This is a genomic window from Pseudomonas sp. S60, from assembly GCF_016647865.1.
In the GTDB taxonomy this organism is placed as follows: Bacteria; Pseudomonadota; Gammaproteobacteria; order Pseudomonadales; family Pseudomonadaceae; genus Aquipseudomonas; species Aquipseudomonas parafulva.
Genome location: NZ_JACVVH010000003.1, coordinates 1 through 20,946, shown reverse-complemented (window position 1 = coordinate 20,946; position 20,946 = coordinate 1). Strand labels below are relative to the sequence as shown.

The 20,946-nt window shown below is 60.0% G+C and carries 22 protein-coding genes and 2 pseudogenes; 12 read left to right on the top strand and 12 right to left on the bottom strand.

What is annotated here, in order from left to right; translation table 11 throughout:
- The first annotated feature begins 191 nt into the window (after positions 1-191).
- From tnpB (IAE33_RS02020) to IAE33_RS01995, 6 genes and pseudogenes are all read left to right on the top strand, one after another.
- On the top strand, positions 192-551 hold the full coding sequence (tnpB, locus tag IAE33_RS02020) for an IS66 family insertion sequence element accessory protein TnpB (protein ID WP_029614001.1): 360 nt from the start codon (positions 192-194) through the stop codon (positions 549-551).
- 18 nt (positions 552-569) lie between these two features.
- On the top strand, positions 570-2,114 hold the full coding sequence (tnpC, locus tag IAE33_RS02015; protein ID WP_201161898.1) for an IS66 family transposase: 1,545 nt from the start codon (positions 570-572) through the stop codon (positions 2,112-2,114).
- A 47-nt stretch (positions 2,115-2,161) separates the two neighbouring features.
- Positions 2,162-2,521 (top strand): IS66 family insertion sequence element accessory protein TnpB, encoded by a 360-nt coding sequence (tnpB, locus tag IAE33_RS02010; protein ID WP_236405980.1) that lies wholly within the window; start codon positions 2,162-2,164, stop codon positions 2,519-2,521.
- Positions 2,522-2,539: 18 nt separating this feature from the next.
- Positions 2,540-4,072, top strand: a pseudogene (gene tnpC / locus IAE33_RS02005) (IS66 family transposase).
- 52 nt (positions 4,073-4,124) lie between these two features.
- On the top strand, positions 4,125-4,385 hold the full coding sequence (locus IAE33_RS02000; protein ID WP_201161897.1) for a DUF6429 family protein: 261 nt from the start codon (positions 4,125-4,127) through the stop codon (positions 4,383-4,385).
- Positions 4,386-4,499: 114 nt separating this feature from the next.
- Positions 4,500-4,742, top strand: coding sequence for a hypothetical protein (locus IAE33_RS01995; RefSeq protein WP_201161896.1), 243 nt, complete (start codon positions 4,500-4,502; stop codon positions 4,740-4,742).
- A 14-nt stretch (positions 4,743-4,756) separates the two neighbouring features.
- Here the strand turns inward: IAE33_RS01995 and IAE33_RS01990 are convergent, their stop codons facing one another.
- Positions 4,757-5,857 carry an XRE family transcriptional regulator gene (locus tag IAE33_RS01990; RefSeq protein ID WP_201161895.1) on the bottom strand — a complete coding sequence of 367 codons (1,101 nt, stop codon included), beginning with the start codon at positions 5,855-5,857 and terminating at the stop codon, positions 4,757-4,759.
- The gene (locus IAE33_RS01985; RefSeq protein WP_201161894.1) at positions 5,854-6,510 is read right to left on the bottom strand and encodes a hypothetical protein; all 657 of its coding nucleotides are present in this window, start codon (positions 6,508-6,510) and stop codon (positions 5,854-5,856) included. The genes IAE33_RS01990 and IAE33_RS01985 overlap by 4 nt, the downstream gene beginning before the upstream one ends.
- A gap of 264 nt (positions 6,511-6,774) precedes the next feature.
- On the opposite strand from IAE33_RS01985, the gene IAE33_RS01980 reads away from it, so the two are divergent.
- The gene (locus tag IAE33_RS01980; RefSeq protein WP_201161893.1) at positions 6,775-6,960 is read left to right on the top strand and encodes a hypothetical protein; all 186 of its coding nucleotides are present in this window, start codon (positions 6,775-6,777) and stop codon (positions 6,958-6,960) included.
- A 157-nt stretch (positions 6,961-7,117) separates the two neighbouring features.
- On the opposite strand, the gene IAE33_RS01975 is transcribed toward IAE33_RS01980, so the two are convergent.
- Both IAE33_RS01975 and IAE33_RS01970 read right to left on the bottom strand, forming a co-directional pair.
- Positions 7,118-8,340, bottom strand: a protein-coding gene (locus IAE33_RS01975) for an IS3 family transposase (protein ID WP_442967333.1) whose coding sequence is annotated in 2 segments (ribosomal slippage) — positions 7,118-7,992 and positions 7,992-8,340 — 1,224 coding nt in all. Because the reading frame shifts where the segments join, the coding sequence is not laid out codon by codon here.
- Between the two features lie 54 nt (positions 8,341-8,394).
- Positions 8,395-9,568: pseudogene (locus IAE33_RS01970) on the bottom strand (IS3 family transposase).
- A gap of 38 nt (positions 9,569-9,606) precedes the next feature.
- On the opposite strand from IAE33_RS01970, the gene IAE33_RS01965 reads away from it, so the two are divergent.
- Together IAE33_RS01965 and IAE33_RS01960 are read left to right on the top strand one after the other, a co-directional pair.
- Positions 9,607-10,122 carry a hypothetical protein gene (locus IAE33_RS01965; protein WP_201161891.1) on the top strand — a complete coding sequence of 172 codons (516 nt, stop codon included), beginning with the start codon at positions 9,607-9,609 and terminating at the stop codon, positions 10,120-10,122.
- Positions 10,123-10,553: 431 nt separating this feature from the next.
- Positions 10,554-11,201 carry a trypsin-like peptidase domain-containing protein gene (locus IAE33_RS01960; protein ID WP_201162034.1) on the top strand — a complete coding sequence of 216 codons (648 nt, stop codon included), beginning with the start codon at positions 10,554-10,556 and terminating at the stop codon, positions 11,199-11,201.
- On the opposite strand, the gene IAE33_RS01955 is transcribed toward IAE33_RS01960, so the two are convergent.
- On the bottom strand, positions 11,202-12,257 hold the full coding sequence (locus tag IAE33_RS01955; RefSeq protein ID WP_201161890.1) for a diguanylate cyclase: 1,056 nt from the start codon (positions 12,255-12,257) through the stop codon (positions 11,202-11,204).
- A gap of 242 nt (positions 12,258-12,499) precedes the next feature.
- On the opposite strand from IAE33_RS01955, the gene IAE33_RS01950 reads away from it, so the two are divergent.
- Positions 12,500-13,393, top strand: coding sequence for a bestrophin family protein (locus IAE33_RS01950; RefSeq protein WP_060482259.1), 894 nt, complete (start codon positions 12,500-12,502; stop codon positions 13,391-13,393).
- A 49-nt stretch (positions 13,394-13,442) separates the two neighbouring features.
- Here the strand turns inward: IAE33_RS01950 and phnE are convergent, their stop codons facing one another.
- Genes phnE through IAE33_RS01930 form a run of 4 tightly spaced genes read right to left on the bottom strand, consistent with a single transcriptional unit; the run spans position 13,443 to position 16,703 of the window.
- Positions 13,443-14,216, bottom strand: coding sequence for a phosphonate ABC transporter, permease protein PhnE (gene phnE, locus IAE33_RS01945; protein ID WP_201161889.1), 774 nt, complete (start codon positions 14,214-14,216; stop codon positions 13,443-13,445).
- The gene (locus tag IAE33_RS01940; RefSeq protein ID WP_201161888.1) at positions 14,213-15,040 is read right to left on the bottom strand and encodes a PhnE/PtxC family ABC transporter permease; all 828 of its coding nucleotides are present in this window, start codon (positions 15,038-15,040) and stop codon (positions 14,213-14,215) included. Before IAE33_RS01940 ends, phnE begins: the two co-directional genes overlap by 4 nt.
- Positions 15,034-15,828, bottom strand: a complete 795-nt coding sequence (locus IAE33_RS01935) for a phosphonate ABC transporter ATP-binding protein (protein WP_201162032.1) — start codon at positions 15,826-15,828, stop codon at positions 15,034-15,036. The genes IAE33_RS01940 and IAE33_RS01935 overlap by 7 nt, the downstream gene beginning before the upstream one ends.
- Before the next feature lie 20 nt (positions 15,829-15,848).
- Positions 15,849-16,703, bottom strand: a complete 855-nt coding sequence (locus IAE33_RS01930) for a putative selenate ABC transporter substrate-binding protein (protein WP_201161887.1) — start codon at positions 16,701-16,703, stop codon at positions 15,849-15,851.
- A gap of 110 nt (positions 16,704-16,813) precedes the next feature.
- Between IAE33_RS01930 and selD the strand changes: the two genes are divergently transcribed.
- Positions 16,814-17,848: a selenide, water dikinase SelD gene (selD, locus tag IAE33_RS01925; protein WP_201161886.1), complete on the top strand. Its 1,035-nt coding sequence runs from the start codon at positions 16,814-16,816 to the stop codon at positions 17,846-17,848.
- Positions 17,848-18,966 carry a tRNA 2-selenouridine(34) synthase MnmH gene (gene mnmH / locus IAE33_RS01920; RefSeq protein WP_201161885.1) on the top strand — a complete coding sequence of 373 codons (1,119 nt, stop codon included), beginning with the start codon at positions 17,848-17,850 and terminating at the stop codon, positions 18,964-18,966. Before selD ends, mnmH begins: the two co-directional genes overlap by 1 nt.
- A gap of 9 nt (positions 18,967-18,975) precedes the next feature.
- On the opposite strand, the gene IAE33_RS01915 is transcribed toward mnmH, so the two are convergent.
- The 3 genes from IAE33_RS01915 to IAE33_RS01905 form a co-directional block, all read right to left on the bottom strand.
- Positions 18,976-19,362, bottom strand: coding sequence for a lysozyme inhibitor LprI family protein (locus IAE33_RS01915; protein ID WP_201161884.1), 387 nt, complete (start codon positions 19,360-19,362; stop codon positions 18,976-18,978).
- A 20-nt stretch (positions 19,363-19,382) separates the two neighbouring features.
- Positions 19,383-19,922, bottom strand: a complete 540-nt coding sequence (locus IAE33_RS01910) for a hypothetical protein (RefSeq protein WP_201161883.1) — start codon at positions 19,920-19,922, stop codon at positions 19,383-19,385.
- Between the two features lie 78 nt (positions 19,923-20,000).
- Positions 20,001-20,564, bottom strand: coding sequence for a GNAT family N-acetyltransferase (locus IAE33_RS01905; RefSeq protein WP_028631614.1), 564 nt, complete (start codon positions 20,562-20,564; stop codon positions 20,001-20,003).
- Between the last annotated feature and the right edge of the window lie 382 nt (positions 20,565-20,946).

Sequence of the window (20,946 nt, the reverse complement as noted above, 5' to 3'; positions counted from 1 at the left end):
CTTTAACTGGCGCACTAAGCGCTCCATGAACCCCACATTCAAAGCGCTTACCTGATCCCCGATGCTGTGCTCCCGATTTCTTTCTGGAGCTCGCTCACCATGATGGTAACTGCTCCATGAACCCCACATTCAAAGCGCGAAGCTGATCCTCAATGCTGTGCTCCCGATCTCTTTCTGGAGCCAGACCCGTCATGATGCGCCCCGACGCCAAAGTCGAAAAAGTCTATCTCTACCCCAAGCCCGTCGACTTCCGAAAGTCGATTGACGGCCTGGCCGCTCTGGTCGAACTGGATATCAAAGTGGCGGTGTTTGACCCGGTGCTTTTCGTGTTTCTCAACAAGCCGCGCAACCGCGTGAAGATCCTCTACTGGGAACGAAACGGCTTCTGCCTTTGGCTCAAGCGCCTCGAATCCGAGCGTTTCAAAACATCGCCAGACGCCACCGACGAGGCGATCATTCTGACCGTCCAGGAACTCAACTGGCTGCTCGACGGTTTTGACCTCTGGCGTAATCGTCCTCATCAGGTTTTGACGCCGCGCTACGTGGCATGACCCGGTATAATCCGGGCCATGATTTCTCTGCCCGATGACCTTCCTGCTGATCCTGTTTTGCTCAAGCAACTGTTGCTTGAGGCCCTCAATCGTCAGGAGGAAACCGCTCAGGCTTATCAGACTCACATCGTCGACCTGAAAGAACAGATCAAGCTGTTGCGTGACCGTCTGTTTGGACGCAAGTCCGAGCAATCCGTAGAACCCAACACGCCACAGTTGGCCTTGTTCAATGAGCCTGAAAGCGAGCCAATGCCGTTGGTTGGCGACGCCGATGAGGAAGTCGTTGCACCCACAGTGCGTGGTGGCAAACGCAAGCCGTTGTCAGCCAATCTGCCGCGTATCGAAGTCATCCACGAACTGCCCGAACACGAACTGACCTGTGCTTGCGGTTGCCGCAAACATGCCATCGGGGAAGAAACCAGTGAGCAACTGGATATCGTGCCGATGCAGATCCGGGTCATCACACATATCCGCAAGATCTACGCTTGCCGTGGCTGTGAAGCCACACCGGTCACCGCCGACAAGCCCGCCCAGTTGATCGAGAAAAGCATGGCCAGCCCCAGCGTGCTGGCCATGCTACTGACCACCAAGTATGTCGACGGTTTACCGTTGCATCGGTTTGAAACGGTACTCAGCCGGCACGGTATCGATATCCCTCGGCAAACGCTGGCACGCTGGGTGATCCAGTGCAGCGAGCATTTCCAGCCACTGCTTAATTTGATGCGTGATCGGTTGCTGGAAAGCCCAGTGATTCACTGCGATGAAACCCGTGCCCAGGTGTTGAAAGAACCGGATCGAGATCCGACCAGTCAATCCTGGATGTGGGTGCAAGCCAGTGGCCCACCGGATCGAAAAGTTGTGCTGTTTGATTACACGTCCAGCCGTGCGCAGGAGGTGCCGTTGCGCTTGCTGGAAAGTTACCGTGGCTATGTCATGACTGATGATTACGCCGGCTATAACGCGTTGGCGTTGCAGCCGGGCGTGGAGCGACTGGCGTGCATGGCCCATGCGCGACGCAAGTTCGTGGACGCGCAAAAAGTGCAGCCCAAAGGTAAAACCGGACGGGCTGATATCGCGCTGGCGATGATCAACAAGCTGTACGGCATCGAGCGCGAGCTCAAGGACGTCAGTGATGAACAGCGGTTTGCTGGTCGACAGGAGAAAAGCCTGCCGATCCTGACACAACTGAAAAGCTGGCTGGATAAAACCCAGTCGCAGGTGACCGCACAAAGTGCGTTGGGCAAGGCAGTGCATTACCTGGCGAACAACTGGAGTCGACTGGAGCGCTATGTCGAAGCGGGTTACTTGCCCATCGATAACAATACGGCCGAAAGAGCGATCAAGCCGTTTGTCATAGGGCGCAAGGCCTGGCTGTTCAGCGACACCGTCAACGGCGCCAGTGCCAGCGCGAAGATCTACAGCCTGATCGAGACCGCCAAGGTCAACGGCCAAGAGCCTTATACGTGGCTGCGCCACGTACTTGAGAGGCTACCGCACGCCTCGTCGGTAGCAGACTACGAAGCGCTGCTACCGTGGAACTGCTCGCCAGAGATGCCACGGTAAACCGTTACCCCACTGTTGGGCAGGTGGGGTTTATGGATCGCGTACCCATGATGCGACCCGACGCCAAAGTCGAAAAAGTTTACCTCTATCCCAAGCCCGTCGACTTCCGAAAGTCCATCGATGGCCTAGCCGCGCTGGTCGAGCTCGATATCAACGTGGCGGTGTTCGACCCGGTGCTTTTCGTCTTCCTCAACAAGCCGCGCAACCGCGTGAAGATCTTGTACTGGGAACGCAACGGCTTCTGCCTCTGGCTCAAACGCTTGGAGTCCGAACGTTTCAAAACCTCGCCCGATGTCACTGACGAAGTCATTATCCTGACCGTCCAGGGGCTGAACTGGCTGCTCGACGGCTTCGACCTCTGGCGTAACCGTCCGCATCAGGTTTTGACGCCTCGATACGTCGTCTGATTCGGTATAATCCGCGGCATGATTTCCATGCCCGAAGACCTTCCTGACGATCCTATTCTGCTCAAGCAACTGCTTGAACAGATGATCAACGAGCGCGCGTCCAACAAGGGTAAGATCGTTCATCTCGAAGAGGAAGTTGCACTGTTGCGCCAGCGCCTGTTCGGGCGCAAGAGCGAGCAGACAAGCGATGCGGCGACGCCACAGTTGCCGCTCTTCGACGAAGCGGAAAGCCTGGCTGAGCCCTTGGATGAGGCCGGCGATGAAGAAGTCGTTGCACCCACCAAGCGCCGTGGCAAACGTAAGCCACTGCCGGCTGATTTGCCGCGTATCGAAGTTGTCCACGAACTGCCCGAGCATGAGCTGACGTGCGCTTGTGGCTGCCGCAAGCATGCCATTGGTGAAGAAGTCAGCGAACAGCTTGAAATCGTCCCGATGCAGATTCGCGTCATCAAACATGTTCGCAAGGTGTATGGCTGCCGCGACTGCGAGTCAGCACCCGTAACGGCGGACAAGCCCGCCCAGGTGATTGAGAAAAGCATGGCCAGCCCGAGTGTGCTGGCCATGCTACTGACCACCAAGTACGTTGACGGCTTGCCGCTTCACCGCTTCGAAAAAGTGCTGGGGCGCCACGGTATCGATATCCCGCGCCAAACCCTGGCACGCTGGGTGATTCAATGCAGCGAGCACTTCCAACCGCTGCTGAATCTGGTGCGCGAAAGCCTGTTGAGCAGTCGGATCATCCACTGTGATGAAACACGTGTGCAGGTGTTGAAAGAGCCTGGGCGTGAGCCCAGTAGCCAATCCTGGATGTGGGTACAAACCGGCGGCCCACCTGATCGGCCAGTGATCCTTTTCGACTACGCCACCAGCCGAGCGCAGGAAGTGCCGACGCGCCTGCTGGATGGCTCTCGTGGTTATGTCATGACCGACCACTACGCCGGTTACAACGCGCTGGCTGCACAGGACGGCGTGGAGCGGTTGGGCTGCTGGGCGCACGCACGTCGTAAGTTCGTCGAAGCGCAGAAAGTGCAGCCCAAGGGTAAAACTGGGCGGGCAGACATCGCACTGAATTTGATCAACAAGCTGTATGGCATCGAGCGCGACCTTAAGGACGGCAGCGATGAAGATCGTAAGGCTGCCCGCATGGAGCGCAGCCTGCCATTGCTGGATCAGCTGAAAAGCTAGGTAGAAAAAACGCAACCTCAAGTCACGACGCAGAATGCCTTGGGCAAGGCCATCGGCTACTTGGCCAGCAACTGGAGCAATTTGGAACGCTACGTCGAGCACGGCTACTTGCCGATGGACAACAACGCGGCCGAGCGTGCGATCCGCCCGTTTGTCATCGGGAGAAAGAACTGGTTGTTCAGTGACACGCCCAAAGGTGCCACTGCCAGCGCACAACTTTACAGCCTGGTCGAGACGGCCAAAGCCAACGACAAAGAGCCTTACGCGTGGCTGCGCCACGCACTGGAACGCCTGCCGCAGGCGTGCTCAGTGGAAAACTACGAAGCGCTGCTGCCGTGGAATTGCAAGCCTAAAATACCTCGTTGAGTGCTCTGCCCATTGTGGGTCAGCCTTGAAGAACAAGAGCGGAGTAACGACCATGGAATACGACGATAGACTGATTGAAGACGCAGTGCTTGCCCTGTTGGCAGCCTATAGCTCCGACAAAGGTAACGCATGGAAAGGATTCGACTTCGAGATCATGAATCGACTGCACGAGCGGGGTTTGATCAGTGATCCAGTTAACAGAAACAAATCCATCTGGTTGACGGCGGAGGGACTGGAGCAAGGCCGACAGCTAGCTGACCAGTTGTTTGGGTTAAGGGCTCAAGCGGGGCAGGCGCCCGACTCAAATACCTGATTTTCCAGTCCTTCATGTAACGGGTGGGGTTCATGGATCGCTTACAGAGCTTCAGCCATCCGATACGAATTAGAGGCGGCTGCACAAAAGGCGCTGAAGGCGAGGCAAGCCACGTTGAACCAAAAAGCCTTGGCCCTAGAACGCTGGCGGATAGCGTTGGAAAATCGGGAGCTTGAGGTGGAACAACGTCTGGATCGGTTGGGGAATATCGATGCCGCGCTTTCCTCGGCTTTGCGTAATGCAGAGATGGAGAAGAAGCGCGCGAATCTCTTATCGATCCAATTTGAAATAATGCAGCGTCTAGAGTGCGACTCTGGCAAAGCCCCGGAACTCACAGGGGCTTCACCATCAATTTAAATGACCAATCGCCATCAGTTGACGAGACGAAGGTTCGCTCGAGAAGGAGTCTTGAGAACACCTGCGGAAGTAGTGACCATTACAGGGGCAAGACCGAACAAAATCTGGTTCAAGTCATTGGCCTCCACGGCGATCTCAGCAGCTATAGAGTTAACCCCCACACCTTTTTCACGAAGAAAGCCAAGAACCTTTTGAAGAATCAAAGAAGTCTCTTTGGGAGCCGAGTCTGGCTCACTCTTCCGGCCCCCCATAACGCTCAACTCGATGCAAAGCCCCTTATAGGTATGCTCTGAGATCAATCCAATCTGATGAAGCCTGTATGTGAATGCCATTGCAGACACCGTCCAGTCTTTTTTACGCACTATTACATCGGATATCGTTCTACAACCGTATGCGGTACCAAGCATCCCCTTCCTGGGCATCAGAAATGCCGAAGCAAAAGCGTTGGCCTCATTCTCCACGGGCTTACCTTTATTCTCCCCATGTCGGTGTAACACCAAATGTCCTAACTCATGGGCCGCGTCGAAACGACTGGACTCACTGGACTTCATGGTGTTGAGGAACACGTATGGAGACACTCCCCCTCTCCAGCACGAGAACGCGTTCACTTGACTGGTTTCCTCCGCCAAGCTGAAGACTCTGACTCCCTTCGACTCAAGAAGATGAATCATGTTCTTGATCGGGCCGAAACCCAGTCCCCACAACGCTCTCACCGTGTCAGCAGCAACCTCTGGCTCCATCCCGGAACAGTCAGGCACGGCAATCTCAGGGAGGTTGAAGCGAGACGCCACCCAGTCACTGAAAAAATACGCGATCCCACCTGCTGCTAACGCCGCATCACGCTGGCCTGACGTCATTCTAGAAAATGACCTAAAGCTCGCGTTTACTTCGCTTGGAGTATCAATGTCCGCTCCGTAAAAGAACGCTTCCGGGAAGTTTAGGGCTTGTGAAAATGACGTGATCATTTCAGCTGATGGAGAATGCCCACCGTTCTCCACCTTACTGATGCTAGACAAACTAATACCAGACAGCTCAGATAAACCTTTTTTGGTCAGGCCTCTACGGCGCCGGGCCAAGATCAAGCGATTTAAGTTAAACAATGTTTCGTGGCTCATGATTTCGGCGTTACTGGTACGTCAACTTCTGCTGGGCTATCTGGAGACTGTCGTGCGCTAGAGTCATCAAACGCAACTGGAGACATAATTAAACGATGCGACCATCCATTGACCTTGGATTTTTCACTCATGGATGTAGGACGCGACAACTCGTAACGGACTTCCTGCTTATCCAAGTCAATGAAGAAAAGGAGGATCCAGAGCTCTGGCCCCTGCTCCTCTGTCACACTCTTATTCAAGCTGACAACGTTGTGCTGCGATGGGAATAGCTCTCCTTGTTGAGAGTTATAATGAGCGCACCGCGAGGTCTGTGACCCCTTGTCATTTCTGGTCTGGGGTTCTTTGTTTGGGTTACCGGTGTTCGTGTCACCACTGCTTACCGTAATAGCGATTGTCCCATCGGGCGAAACAGTGCGGGGTTGGTTGTTGGGCTCATCGGGCGTCCATCCCAACAGGATGGTCTCTTCACGGAGAACCTCGATACCGCGCTGCCAAGCATTCGTACCTGGCGCGCTCTTTGGCTTGTTAGGGCCGGTAGCCCTGAAGTCACGCAAAAGCTGCTCAACCACAGTAGGCAAAATGTGAGCAGGAAGCCCAAGCGACAACAGGACGTCTTCGACCGAGAGTGACCGTAAGTCAGCGTTTTCTAGCATTTGGAATGCTCCTAATGGATTACTCGTTTTTTTACATCGTTTGATGTGCAAAAACAAGCAATACCGGACGGCCAGGCCAAGCCCGATCCGAAAGAATGATCCCACGAGGAAGGATAAGGATCATGCCGCTGGTGATGAGACTGGTGAGGCTTCCCCCGCGCGCGCGCGCGTTTAAGGGGTGGCATTATGACTCGGCGGAAGGCTCCAGCGAAGCACATCGATTGGTTCCAGGTAATCACTGCGCTATCCCGCAAGGGCTACTCCATGCAAGCGCTGGCAGATGAGCTGATGGTGCCGCGCACCACCCTCATCGGTTGGCGCCAAGGTGCAGACCCGCCCCATTCGGGTGGCGATCGCCTGTTGACTCTGTGGAGCCATGCAACCGGTCTGGAGCGAACACGGGTGCCAACTGTGACCATTGATGACTGGTGGGCCTATCACTCCAAGTGACCTGAATCATTGCTAGCCCGTTGGAATGGCCGGATGTACGCTTCACCCAGGTACTGCCAAAGAGCCAGCTTATGCCAACTGAAATCATCTTCTACACGCAAGTTGTAGTGGTCAACTGATTGGACTGGCCCCTACAAAACCGGACACCGCCACCCCGTTAACTTGATGCCGTTTTCATGCGCCTGAACTCTCTGGGAGAGCGGTATTTCAGCGCGCTGTGTGGATGCTGCTCGTTGTAATGTTCGAAAGCGACTGCCAGGTTATGTAGCGCCGTTTCGCGGTTCGGACGAGGCATGTGGGCCACGTAGTCGCGCTTGATGGTCTTCACGAAACTCTCGGCCATGCCATTACTCTGCGGGCTGCGAACCGGCGTCGTAACCGGCTGCAAGCCGATTTGTTGTGCAAAGAACCGAGTCTGCTCTGCGATATAGGCCGAGCCATTATCACTCAACCACTGCACAGGCGTGCTGGGCAGTTGATCGCCAAACCGCTTCTCTACGCTTTCCAGCATCAGGTCGCGAATATCGTCGCCACTGTAGCCGGTCGGGCTGGCTACCCAGCCAATCGCCTCTCGGTCGCAGCAGTCCAAGGCAAAACTAACACTCAACTTGGCGCCGTCGTCGCAGCGAAATTCAAACCCGTCTGAACACCATCGGGTGTTGCTGGTAGCAACAGCGACGCGACCTTCATGCTTGCGAGCAATACCAGGCTGTTTTACGCGGCGCGCCAGCAGAAGCTGATGATCACGCATCACACGGTAGACCCGCTTCACATTGATTGCAGGCAGTGCCAACTGTTCGCGGGAACGGCGCAGTAGGCCCCACATTCGGCGATAACCATACGTGGGAAGATCACCGAGATGCTCCCGAATTTCGGCAACTACAGCCGTGTCGTCCGAATGCCGAGCAAGCCGGGCCTTTGGCTGCGCGCCTTGTTTGAGCCGAACCGTTAACTGGGAGCGCGACACACCGAGACTTTCGCTGACCAGCTTCACTGGTCGTCCCCCGGCAACAAGGGTGAGTGCGCAATCCATTTTCGCGAACGAGCGATCTCCACGGCCTCTTTGAGTACTTCAGCTTCCATAGTCTTTTTGCCAAGCATTCGCTGAAGTTCGCGGATTTGCTTCAATGCATCGTTCAGCTCAGAAGCCGGAACAACGGCTTCGCCGGCACTGACCGCCGACAAGCTGCCTTCTTGGTAAAGCTTGCGCCACAGAAAAAGCTGGTTGGCATTTATACCGTTGCGTCTTGCGACCACCGAGACGCTCTGCCCGGCCTCAAGGCTTTCGCGCACCATGGCCAGCTTCTGCTCGGGGCTCCAGCGCCGCCGGCGCTCTTGGCCAAGCAGTTCTACGCCACCCTTGTTGTTACTGTTAGTCATAAACATACCCGTTTGCCTACCCCTTATCCTAAGGGGGAAACGGTGTCCTGTCTTTCAAGGGGCTCGTTCACTGATCCCGGACACAGCTTTGAGTTTTTCTTCCGCTTTTGCCGGAGCCAGCCCATCGTTGAACTGGTGGGGCCGTATCCAGTTGTAATGGCTCATCAGGTACTGGCTGATGTCTCGTTGAGCTTGCTGCCCAGTCAGGTACCCCGTGTTCGGTATCCACTCTGATTTCAAGCTACGAAATACTCGCTCCATCGGCGCGTTATCCCAGCAGTTGCCTCGGCGGCTCATGCTCTGGCGCATGCGGTAGCGCCACAGTCTCTGGCGGAACTGACGGCTGCCATATTGCGACCCCTGGTCGGAGTGGAACAGCAGCCCTTGAGGTTTGCCGCGCTGTTCGTAAGCCACATCCAGCGCTTTGACCACGAGGTCTGCGTCCGGCTTGTCTGATAGGGCCCAACCCACTATTCGGCGTGCGTAGAGATCCAAAACAACTGCCAGATAGTGCCATTTGCCCTGCGCCCAAACGTAATTGATGTCGCCACACCAGACCTGATTTGGCGCTTCGACATCAAACGCACGGTCAAAATATTCGGAATATCTGGCCGCTCTACCGTAGCCTTTTTGTAGGCGTGTGATCCCGGCTGCTTGCTGACCAGCGCCAGTTCACGCATCAGGCTGCGCACCTTGAATCGCCCGATTTGCTCACGTTCTTCTTGCATCATTGCCTTGATCCTACGGCTGCCGGGCGCACTTCGTCCTCGCGTGAACAGCTCATTCACTCGACTGCGCAATCGCAGTCGCTCAACGTCCGGAGTTCGTCTTCTATGACGATGTGCGTAGTAACTTGAGCGAGTGATTTCGAACACCTCGCACAACCAATCAATGGGCTCATGGGCGCTGAACTGGCGGATCAGCGAGTACGCTCGAGGTCTTCCGACATCAGGAGCGCGGTAGCCTTTTTTAGTATTGATTTCTCGCGTTCAAGGCGCGTGATTCGGGCTTCGAGCTCTTGGATTTTTTGCTGCTCTGACGTCAACGCCTTGCTGGCGGGCGTGATGCCGCCGCGTTCCTGCTGAAGCTGATTAACCCATCGGCGCAGGGCCGACTCGACCAAGCCGAGCGAGCGGGCTGCTTCGCCATGACTGCAGCCTTGGTCGAGCACCAGGCAGGCAGCTTCACGCTTGAATTCGGGGGTAAAGGTACGACGTTGGTTGGTCATCAGACACCTCTCTGTGGCGAGCATTCTCGCCTAAATGGGTGTCCGGTTTCATTAGACCACTACAAGTCGCTTCGATCATCGGCTTCATCACCGCGCTCTTTGTCCTGTACAGAGTGCTGGTACAACAAAAGGACGCTGTGATTCAGCTGCTTAAGGAACGGATTGCCGAGAAAGACGAGCACATGGCCAAGCTTAAGGATCAGAGCCCAGATACCTTGGCAGCAGCGCTCTCGGATCGGATCAAGATCTCTCTGGAGGAGATCACCCGCCTGAAAAGTGATGGGGCTACCCATGAGAAGCAGATCGAATCCAAGGAAAACGAGCTTGCAGAAATCCAAGCCAAGCTGGGCTCTCTCTCCGAGTTGATTCGTGAAAGCGACCTAGTATGCCCGAAATGTGGGGATCCACTAGCCGGCCGCCAGGTACAAACGATCTATGGAGGTAGGGATGGTGAACAGGAGGCGGACATCGTGATCAATAATTACGAGTGCGGGTACTCGATCGCAGACGATGGCAAAGAGCTGTCCCGCTGTGAGCAGCAGCTCACAACTTAGGCACATCGAGGCTGCTCGGGAGGGCTATGAACCGCCTGGGTAAGAAGCCACGAAGGCAAATGTGAGTACATTTGTGAGTATGCCAAAAACCAAACCGACTTAAATCACATTAAAATCATATAGATACAGTCATGATTCGAGTCTCCCTCGGGCACCAAAATCCGGAAAAAACCGACCTAGTGGTCGGTTTTTTTTTGCCCGCTCCACAGCCAGCCCCCTGCGCGGCCTCTGGCGCCAGGCTATTGATTTTCCCCCCGCACAACCATGCAGGAAGCCTATTGGCCAGTGGCCACACTAGTCCATAAGCTTACATTCGTCGGATATATGCCGAATGTATTGCTTCAGTAATGGCATTTAGCCATATTGCGGCACCCTTCCCTCTCACTTCCGTGTGAACCATGAAGACAATCGCGCCCTGCATGGCGGCAATGATGCTGCTCAGTGGGTGCAATGGAATGCCAACGACCTACGTTTCAGACCCTGTCTACAGCCAAGCCTTCGTGGTCACCTCCGGTGCGCCGCTGCCCATGCTGCTGATGGCCAGCGCCATACAGTGGAACGACGATTACGCCGTCACTGCCAAGCACACCCCCTTCCTGCGCAACGTGGTGCACGAAGGCCTAGGGGATGTGGTGTTCTTCAAGCACAAGGCCAGCGCAGTGCCGCATTGGCGCCAGTACGTGCCAGGCGAAGCCGTTACGGCAGTGGGTTTCAACAGCCTGATGATGCCGGTGCAAGGCAAGGGCCATGCGCTTTCGTCGCTGGTGCGCCTGGATGGCACGCCCGGCAGCGTGTTTTATTCGGTGCACGATGGCCCGATCACCAAAGGTATGTCTGGCGGGCCAGTGTTCGCCGATGACGGCAATGTGGTTGGCATAAACGTGGCGATCATCCCCACCCGCGAGATCGACGCGGCCAAGCGGCCGGACCTGGCCGGCAAGGACCGGGTCAGCGTGTTCATGTCGTTCAGCGAAATCGACAAGGAATGGCGCCGCTACCAGTACCTGCTGGCACACAAGGCCAAGCCCGGGGCACCGGGGTCGGTGAAAGGCTACGTGGCCGTCGCGGCCAAGTCCTGATCAGGCCGGCTGCGGATTGGCGGGCGCCAACATGATGCAGTTGCGCCCGGCATGCTTGGCGCCGTACAGGGCCATGTCCGCCGCATGCAGCCAGGCTTCGGCATTGTCCATATGCGGCTCATACGGCGCCACGCCAATGCTCAGGCTCAACGCCAGTTCTGGCAGCGCCGGGTCGCGGAAGGCTTCCACCGCCAGGCGCAGGCGCTCCAGCACTTCACGCGCCTGGGCGGGGGTGGTTTCGGGCAGCATCACGCAGAACTCGTCACCGCCATAGCGCGCTGCCGGGTCGCGCTTGCGCAGGTGCAGCGACAAGGTGGCACTGATGACCCGCAGGATCTTGTCGCCAACCAGGTGGCCATACCGGTCATTGACCTGCTTGAAATGGTCGACATCGATCAGCGCCAGACAATTGCCACCGCCCCCGGCTTGGCAACGCTCGAATTCGCTCAGCAGCAACCCCTTCCACGCACCGTGGTTGCTCAAGCCGGTCAGCGCATCGGTCTGGCTGAGGCGGGCCAGGGCGCGCTTGTGCTTGCCAAGCTGAACGGTCACCTGATAACAGATCAGGCCAATGGCCATGGGGTAGATCAACAGTATCGGCAGGCACGCCAGCATCTGCGCCTGGGTGGTGGCTGGGAACAGTGGCGGCCCATACAGCCACAGCCCCAACGCGATGCCGGCTGCCTGGGCTGCCAAGGTTTTGAACAGCATGTGCCAGCCGCCTGCAGCGATCTTGTCCATGGCGATCATCGATAGGATGATGACGCTGGGCAGTGGGTTGAGCCCCATCACGCCCGCCCAGCAGCCGCCGGCAAAGCCATCGAAGACCAGGTTGCGTTGCTCGGTGCGGAACGGTTTGCCGGAGCGGCGGGCAAGCTGATAGGCCAGGTGCGGCCAGACAAAGCCGTGGGCAATCAGCAGTGCCCACACCCAGCCGGCAGGCTGCAGGGGGAAGATGCCGATCAGTACACAAAAAAAGCCGAGGCCGGTACCGATGGCGCGGGGGGCATACATGCGTCTGGCGAAAGAAAGGCCTTTGCCTGTGCGCTGGTTCATGGCGGGGTACCGAAGGAATGCTGCCCTGGAGATGCATCGGACGGGCCACGCAGCGTGGGCATGGGCAGCCATTCGATACAAGGCATTGTGCCACTATCGAGCCGATGCGGGCAAACCTGTTGGACGAAATGCGACGCAGGTGTGAGGGTGTGGCTCGAACATGGTTTGCAACACCCAGCCTGCGAACCTTCGCCACTGCCCGACGTCCCATCCAGCACACTGAAACGTTTGAGGTGCGCCATTTGAAAGACGTCATCATTCGCAAGTATCGCCTGGCAGTGAAGACCATTGGCTACATCGGCTGGTCACTGTTCTGGCTGCTGATCTGGGACGTGCTGGTCACCATTGATTTCATGCTGTTCTTCAACAGCAAGTTCACCTTGCCGCTGATCCCGCTGACCCTGCTAGGCTCGGCCCTGGTGGTGCTGGTGAGCTTTCGCAACAGCAGCGCCTACAACCGCTGGTGGGAAGCACGGACACTGTGGGGCGCGCTGGTGAACAGCTCGCGTAGCTTCGCCCGGCAGACGCTGACCTTGATCGATGACCCCGAAGACGGCCTCAACCCGGTCAAGGCTACCCTGCTGCGCCGGCACATTGCCTATGTGAACTGCCTGGCGGCCCAGCTGAGGGGCGAAAAATGCGCGGACGAACTGGGCGCATTCATCCCCGAGGCGGAGTTCGAGCGGCGCACGCGCTCCAACAACTTCGCCAACGACATCGTCAGTGGCTCCGCTGCCCTGCTGGCACGTGAATACCAGGCTGGGCGCCTGGATAGCATTCGCCTGGCGCGCCTGGAGTCGACACTGGTGGACTTGTCCAATGCCCAGGGCGGCATGGAACGTATCGCCAATACACCCCTGCCCTACCCCTACGTGTACTTCCCACGGCTGTTCATTACCCTGTTCTGCCTGATTGTGCCGGTGGGGCTGGTAGAGTCGCTGGAATGGTTCACGCCGCTGGCGTCTACCGTGGTGGGCTTCATGCTGCTGGCCATCGAGCGCATCGGCACCGACCTGCAGAGCCCGTTCCGCTTCAGCGAGCATCAGATCCAGATGGACACCATCTGCGAGACCATCGAGCGGAACCTGGAGTCGATGCAGCGCGGCGCGCAGTCCGCTGAGGCAGTGACTGCCTGATACTTTTTGCGCAACCGGGGTGGCGCAGGGCGAGCAGGGTAACCCCCACTCACCTGCCGCCACGCACATAACGCTGGCGCAACACGTCACTCAAGGCATCCACCAGAAACACCAGCACCAGCATGCCCAGGATCACCGTGCTGGCCTGCGCCTCCTGGAACAGGCTGAGGGTGGTGTACAGCATCTGCCCCAACCCGCCCGCCCCAACGAACCCCAGCACGCTGGCCATGCGGATGTTGTTTTCCCAGCGGTACAGGCTGTATGCCAGCAGCTGCGGCCACAGGTTGGGCAAGGTGCCGAAGCAGAACGCAGCCACCTGGCTACCCCCCTGCAGCCGGATAGCCGCCGCAGGTTCCGGGGGGGCATTTTCCAGCGCCTCGGCAAACAGCCGGCCCAACACCCCCGCCGTATGCAGCGCCAGGGCCAGGGTACCGGCGTTGGGGCCTAGCCCTGCAGCCAGCACCGTCAGCGCCGCCCACACCAGTTCCGGGATGGCACGCAGGGCGTTGAGCAGCAGCCGCGCCACCGCCTGCAACGGCCACCCGAAGCGGCCAGCTGCAGGGAGGGCCAGCAAAAGCCCAAGCACCATCGCCAGCAACGTGCCCATGCCCGACATGGCCAAGGTTTCCAGCGCACCGTAGGCAACCGCCCCCACATGCCCGGCAGACAGGTCCGGGTGCAGGAAACGCCCGGCGTACTCGCCCATCTGCCCCAGGCCGCCGTTACCCACCAGCGCCTGGAAATCCAAGCCGAGGTAGGCGAAAGACGCGACCACCGCCGCCAAAATCGCTGCTACCAGCCCCAGGTTGATCAGCCGGTTCATGTCAGCCTCCAGCGCAACAGGCGGCTGAAACCGTCGGCCAACATCACCAGTACCAGGAATGTCAGCAGCATGCTCGCCACCTCGGCGCCAGCGAACATCCGCATCGACAAATCGATCTGCTGGCCCAGGCCCCCTGCCCCCACAAAGCCCATCACCACTGAAGCGCGGATAGCGCATTCCCAACGGTAAACGGTATACGACACCACCTCGGCGGCCGCATTGGGCAGGATGCCGTAGAAAAACGCGCTCAGCCGGCCCGCACCGGCATGCAGCAGCGCGTGGGCCGGCCGCTGATCCACCGATTCGAAAATCTCGGCATAGACCTTGCCCAGCATGCCGCTGTAGGTAATGGCGATAGCCAGTACCCCCGCTGTCGGCCCCAACCCTACTGCCCGTACGAACAGCAGCGCCCAGACAATTTCCGGCACGCTGCGCAGAAAGATCAGTACCCCACGCACCGGCATGCGCACCCACCGCGACCACCCGGCCCCGCGCCCATTGCTGGAAGCGGCACGCAACGACAGTGCCCGGCTGGCCAGTAACGCTGCCGGTGCTGCAAGCAACAGTGCCAGGGCCATACCGGCAGTGGCGACAGCCAAGGTCTGCAGGGTGGCGTCCAGCAGCAGTGCCACGAACTGCGCATCATGGGTCGGCGGCCAGAACGCCGCCGTGAAGCTGGCGATCTGCTGACGGTTCTCCGCCTGCAGCAGCACGCTGGGGTTGAGTTCACTCAGCTGGATGCCGGGCCACAGCACCATCACTGCCAGCAGCCCAAGCAGCAAACGCGGCAGCAATGCAGGGTCGCGCGCATCAGCCTTCAACATCGAGGCATCTGCACAGACAAGGGTGCTGGCTGGTCAGGCGCCGGCGCCAAGTGCTCGTTGGCGTACAAGTCATTGAGCAGTTGTTCGCTGACCGCCTCGGCCGGGCAGTCGAACAGCACGTGGCCATCGCGGATGCCAATCACCCGAGGGAAGTGCGCCAGTGCAAGCTCCACGGCATGCAGGCTCGCCACCAGCGTCACGCCGTCGGCCTGGGCATGGCGGTTGAGCAAGGCCAGGCTGTGGTCGGCCAGCACCGGGTCCATCGCCGACACCGGTTCATCGGCCAGCAACAGCCGGGGTTGCTGGTACAGGGCGCGGGCAATACCTACCCGCTGCAACTGCCCGCCTGACAGTTGCCCGCACTGCACGAACAGTTTGTCAGCCAGGCCCAGTTCGGCCAGCACCCGGCGTGCACCGGGGATATCGCTGGGGTACAGCAGGTTGAACAAACCCCGCAGCACGCCCCATTGGCCGAGGCGACCGGCGAGTACGGCCGTGACCACGCGCTGGCGAGGTGGCAGCGGCGGCGCCTGGTGCACCAACCCCACCTGGGCGCGCAGGCGTTGGCGCGCCCTGGCAGACAGCGCCCAGGGCTGCTCGCCGAGCACGTGCAGGCTACCGCTGCTGGGCGGCACCGCTGAGGCCATCAGGTGCAGCAAGCTGGACTTGCCGGCACCCGAGGGGCCGATGATGGCCACCCGCTCACCTTGCCGGATTGCCAGGCTCACGCCGTCCAGCGCCCGCACTGCGGCATGTCGCAAGCCGGCGCCGTGCAGTTGCACTGCCAGCGCCGAAGTCGCAGCCGCCGTCACTTGAGCAGGCCGGCCTCGCGGGCAGCCTGTTCGGTGCCCTGGTAGTTTTCAGGTTTGGTTTCGATGAAGCGGCTGGCGGCCTGCAGGTCCAGAATGGCCTTCTGCTCGGGGTTGGCCGGGTCCAGGTCGAGGAAGGCCTGCTTGATCTTCTGCTTGAGCGCAGGGTCCATGTTGCCGCGCGCCGTCCAGTTGTAGTCGAAGTAGGTCGGCGTGGTAGCGAACACACGGACCTTGCTGGTATCCACCTTGCCGGCATCCACCAGCTTCTGCCACACGCTGGCGTTCAGCACGCCGCCGTCCACCTTGCCCGCCTGCACCCAGGCCACGGTGGCGTCGTGGGCACCGGAATAGGCCACCCGGCTGAAGTAGCCCTCGGGCTTGATGTTGTCCTGCTTGAGCATGAAGTAGCGCGGCATCAGGCTGCCGGAGGTGGAGGAAATGGAGCCGAAGGCAAAGGATTTGCCCTTGAGGTCGGCCAGGCTCTTCACGTCAGGGTTGGCAGTGATGAACTTGGACGTGAACTGGGCATCCTGCTCACGCTGCACCAGCGGGGTGGCGGTCGGATCCTTGAGGTGTACCTGGACAAAGGTGAAACCGCCCAGCCAGGCGAGGTCCAGCCGGTCGGATGCCAGCGACTCGACAACGGCCGGGTAGTCGGCCACGGGGACGAACTTCACGTCCATGCCCAACTGCTTGCTGAGGTACTCGCCCAACGGCTTGAACTTGCGCTGCAGTTCGGTTGGCGCTTCATCCGGGATGGCGCTGACGCGCAGGGTTTCCGCCGCCTGGGCGACAACAGTGCAGCAGGACAGCACAAGGCCGGCGGCGAGCGCCAGGGGACGTTTGAGCATGGGTATTCTCCAGTTGAGGGGCGAGCGGCCGCCCAACGGATTATAAGAGGCCCGGGCTCAAAGGCCAGCTTTGCTACAATCGCGCCATACATTGAGCTGCCGAGGTGCACATGAGCGAGCCGATTCGCCTGACCCAGTACAGCCATGGCGCCGGCTGTGGCTGCAAGATCTCTCCCAAGGTGCTGGACGTGATCCTTGCCGAAAGCGGCGCCCAGGCGCTGGACCCCAAGCTGTGGGTGGGCAATGCCTCGCGCGACGATGCGGCGGTGTACGCGCTGGACGATGAGCGTGGCGTGGTGTCGACCACCGACTTCTTCATGCCGATCGTCGATGACCCATACGATTTCGGGCGCATTGCAGCCACCAACGCCATCAGCGACATCTACGCCATGGGCGGAGACCCGTTGATGGCCATCGCCATTCTTGGCTGGCCGGTCAACGTGCTGCCGCCAGAAGTCGCCCGCGAAGTCATTCGCGGGGGCCGTGCAGTGTGTGCCGAAGCGGGCATTCCTTTGGCCGGCGGGCACTCCATCGACGCGCCCGAGCCCATTTTCGGCCTGGCCGTCACCGGCGTGGTCAGCAAGCGCCACCTCAAGCGCAACGACACCGCCACGGCAGGTTGCCGCCTGTACCTGACCAAACCGCTGGGCATCGGCATCCTCACCACCGCCGAGAAAAAAGCCAAGCTGCGCGATCAGGACCGGGGCCTGGCCCGTGACTGGATGTGTACCCTCAATACCCCCGGCAGCCGTTTCGGCAAGCTCGACGGCGTGAAGGCCATGACCGACGTCACCGGGTTCGGCCTGCTTGGTCACCTGGTGGAGCTGGCAGAAGGCAGCGGCCTGACGGCGCAACTGGACTACGCCGCTGTTCCACGCCTGCCTGGCGTCGAGCACTACCTGGCCGAAGGCTGCATCCCAGGCGGCACCCTGCGCAATTTCGAAAGCTATGGGCACAAGCTGGGCGCCCTCAGCGACGAGCAGAAGCAGCTGCTGTGCGACCCGCAAACCAGCGGTGGCCTGCTGGTGGCGGTCAGCCCTGAAGGTGAAGCAGCGTTTCTCTCCGTAGCCTCCGAGCTGGGCCTGCAGCTGTCGCCCATCGGCAGCCTGGTAGCGCGACAGAGCCACGCAGTCGAGGTCGTTTGATGCGCCCCGACTGCACTGACTTCCGTCAGCTTTTCCTGAACGACGTGCCGATGATGGACATGCGCGCCCCCATCGAATTCATCAAAGGCGCCTTCCCCGGCGTGGTCAACCTGCCGCTGATGAACGACCAGGAGCGGCAGAAGGTCGGCACCTGCTTCAAGCAGCAGGGCCAGGCCGCCGCCATCGAGCTGGGCCACCGCCTGGTGGGGGGTGACACCAAGCAGGCGCGCATGGACGCCTGGGTGGCGTTCACCCAGGCTCACCCTGAAGGCTACCTGTACTGTTTCAGGGGCGGCCTGCGTTCGCAGATCGTTCAGGGCTGGCTACGTGATGAGGCTGGTATCCGCTACCCTCGCATCACCGGCGGCTACAAGGCCATGCGTACCTACCTGCTGGAGACTACCCAGCAAGCCGTTGCCCAGTGCGGCTTCGTGCTGCTGGGTGGCCTGACCGGCACCGGCAAAACCGATGTACTGCACCAACTGGACAACGTACTGGACCTGGAAGGCCACGCCAACCACCGCGGCTCCAGCTTCGGCAAGCGCGCCACCGCGCAACCGGCGCAGATCGACTTCGAAAACCAACTGGCCATCGACGTGCTGAAAAAACGCGCCCGTGGGGTCAGCCAGTTCGTGCTGGAAGACGAAGGCCGTATCGTGGGCAGCTGCACGGTCCCGCTGGAGCTCTACCAGGGCATGCAGCAGTACCCGATGGTGTGGCTGGAAGACAGCTTCGGCGGCCGGGTGGAGCGGATACTGCGTGACTACGTGATCGACCTGAGCGCCGAGTTCGTGGCACTTCATGGCCACGAGGCGGGGTTACAGCTGTTTGCACAGCGGATGCTGCAGAGCATGGCCAATATCCACAAGCGCCTGGGCGGCGAGCGCCATCAACGGCTTGCGGCGCTGCTCGCCCAGGCACTGGATGAGCAGCAGCGCAGCGGCGCGGTGGATCTGCACCGGGGCTGGATCGAGGGGTTGCTCAGCGAGTACTACGACCCGATGTACGCCTACCAGCGGGACGCCAAAGCCGAGCGTATCGAGTTTGCCGGCAACGCCCTGGAAGTGCGCGAGTACCTCAAGGCACGGGCGCAGCGGCATCAGGCGCCGCGCCTGTAACCCAAGCCGTCATTGCCCGGGGCTGAGTACGCGCTCCAGCTCCGCTGCACGGTCGCGGGTCATGTCCATCAGGCAGGTGCCGCCTTCCAGCTGGGCCATGGTGCCGCCACTGGCCTGCCGGTGGAACTGGCAGTTGCCATCGCGGTAGGCCAGCCACTTGCGTTGTACATCGCGCAGGCTTTTCTGCTGATCGGCGGCCAGCTTGCCCATCAGGCGTTTGTACACCGCGTTCAGGCGCTGGTCCTGCACCTGGGTTTCAGCCTTCAGGCATTCGCCCATGGCGACGGTGCTGGAGGCTTTGTCCATGCACTGCCCATAGGCCGGCGAATGGTCGTCGGCCATGGCCAGCGGCAGGGTACAGGCCAAGGCGATGCCCGCCAGATAATGCTTGATCATGCAAACGCTCCTTGTGGTCTTTACAGAGTCTGAGGCTGCTCCGGCGGCATCAGCACCTTGCCGGGTTCGAAGCGCAAAGACGGCATCTGGGTGGCGGCATACAACGTCACCGCCAGTGCCGCAATGAGGGCTACATCCGCCCAGTTCCAGCCTGGCATATCGGCGGCGCAGCGCGCTTTCATGCAGTGCCAGGCCTGGCCCAGGCAGAACACGCCGATCGCCGCCAGCCACAGGTAAAAACCAGCGGCAAAGCCGGCCAGGTCGTGGAACTCATAGCTCTGGTTGTCGGGCAGGCGGTCGATACCGAAGCTGGTACCCGCCAGGTACAAGGCGCCCAGCCCTGCCAGCAACGCAAACCGGCGCAGGCGACGGTGGGCCAGAATGGCCAGGGCCAGCAGTGGGTTGGCGAACCACTGGTGCAGACCGAACGGCAAGCCCCATGGCCCGTACAACAGCATCTGCAAGGCCGGCATGTGGCGACCGCCTGCCATCAGCGCGCCGTCAAAAAACAGCGCGGCCAGGTACAGCAGCAGGCTGATGCTCAGGTAGAAAGCGGGCAAGGGGCACCTGGAGAGTTCGGGACAAGGGGTGACCTTAACCCATGCCCGGCCCGCCCTCCAAACACCGGGTACAAGGCATCAGGCAACTGGCGGCTCCAGCAGCAGGCCATAAATGCCGGAGTCCGACAACTCACCCGCTACGCACCAACGGGCGCGCAACGTACCTTCAAGCACGAAGCCCTGGCGCTCCAACGTACGCGCAGAGCCCTGGTTGCGTGGGTCGATCTCCCCTTCCAGGCGGCGCAAGTGCAGGGTGTTGGCGATATAGTCGATGAAGCAGGTCAACGCCTCATCCATGTAGCCGCGCCCCTGCACGGCGCTGGCCAGGCAGTAACCGATCTCGCCACGGCGGGAAACATCGTCGATGTTGAACAGCTGCACCATGCCGATCAACTCGCCATTGTCGCGGCGGTACATGCCGAGCTTCAGTTGCTCGCCACGGGTGTAGGCTTCGCGGTCGGCGGCCAGGGCACTTTCTGCCTCAGCCAGGTTGTGCCAGGGTGCATGATGCCAATAGCGCATGACCTCGGGGTCGGCCATGATCTTCAACCACTGCGCAGCGTCGGCATGGCGCATGGGGCGCAGTTGCAGCCGCGGGCTGTCGAGGCAGAGGTCACTGGGGAAACTGCGGGGTGGGGTCACGCCGGATCTCCTGTCCATTGCGGGGAGATGACAGTTTACCTACATGTTGGGTGGAAGGCGCCTGGCTTGCGTTATTGCCAGGGGCTACAGTCGGGACGCCTAACCAGGCGGTCACGCGCGCCTGCCACAGGCGTAACTGGCCCGAAACAATCGTAGGAGCGAGCAGAGCTCGCGATGCGCCGCGCGGGCGGCGCTCGGCCTCACAGGCGGAAAAAACCTCAAGCCGGGCACCTGTAAGCCCCCCACCCCTCCACCCGCAAACCGGTCGGCGTGGTGGCCGAGGCAGATCGCGTGATGGCAACCAAGGGCATGACGTGATTGTTGCGGTGGTGCGCAGATCGAGCGCCGCCCGCGCGGCGCATCGCGAGCTTTGCTCGCTCCT

Bases quoted from the DNA above. Each gene is read 5' to 3' on its own strand.
- tnpB (WP_029614001.1), top strand. From the start codon at position 192: ATGATGCGCCCCGACGCCAAAGTCGAAAAAGTCTATCTCTACCCCAAG.
- tnpC (WP_201161898.1), top strand. From the start codon at position 570: ATGATTTCTCTGCCCGATGACCTTCCTGCTGATCCTGTTTTGCTCAAG.
- tnpB (WP_236405980.1), top strand. From the start codon at position 2,162: ATGATGCGACCCGACGCCAAAGTCGAAAAAGTTTACCTCTATCCCAAG.
- IAE33_RS02000 (WP_201161897.1), top strand. From the start codon at position 4,125: ATGGAATACGACGATAGACTGATTGAAGACGCAGTGCTTGCCCTGTTG.
- IAE33_RS01990 (WP_201161895.1), bottom strand. From the start codon at position 5,857: ATGAGCCACGAAACATTGTTTAACTTAAATCGCTTGATCTTGGCCCGG.
- IAE33_RS01985 (WP_201161894.1), bottom strand. From the start codon at position 6,510: ATGCTAGAAAACGCTGACTTACGGTCACTCTCGGTCGAAGACGTCCTG.
- IAE33_RS01980 (WP_201161893.1), top strand. From the start codon at position 6,775: ATGCAAGCGCTGGCAGATGAGCTGATGGTGCCGCGCACCACCCTCATC.
- IAE33_RS01960 (WP_201162034.1), top strand. From the start codon at position 10,554: ATGCTGCTCAGTGGGTGCAATGGAATGCCAACGACCTACGTTTCAGAC.
- IAE33_RS01955 (WP_201161890.1), bottom strand. From the start codon at position 12,257: ATGAACCAGCGCACAGGCAAAGGCCTTTCTTTCGCCAGACGCATGTAT.
- phnE (WP_201161889.1), bottom strand. From the start codon at position 14,216: ATGAACCGGCTGATCAACCTGGGGCTGGTAGCAGCGATTTTGGCGGCG.
- IAE33_RS01940 (WP_201161888.1), bottom strand. From the start codon at position 15,040: ATGTTGAAGGCTGATGCGCGCGACCCTGCATTGCTGCCGCGTTTGCTG.
- IAE33_RS01930 (WP_201161887.1), bottom strand. From the start codon at position 16,703: ATGCTCAAACGTCCCCTGGCGCTCGCCGCCGGCCTTGTGCTGTCCTGC.
- selD (WP_201161886.1), top strand. From the start codon at position 16,814: ATGAGCGAGCCGATTCGCCTGACCCAGTACAGCCATGGCGCCGGCTGT.
- mnmH (WP_201161885.1), top strand. From the start codon at position 17,848: ATGCGCCCCGACTGCACTGACTTCCGTCAGCTTTTCCTGAACGACGTG.
- IAE33_RS01915 (WP_201161884.1), bottom strand. From the start codon at position 19,362: ATGATCAAGCATTATCTGGCGGGCATCGCCTTGGCCTGTACCCTGCCG.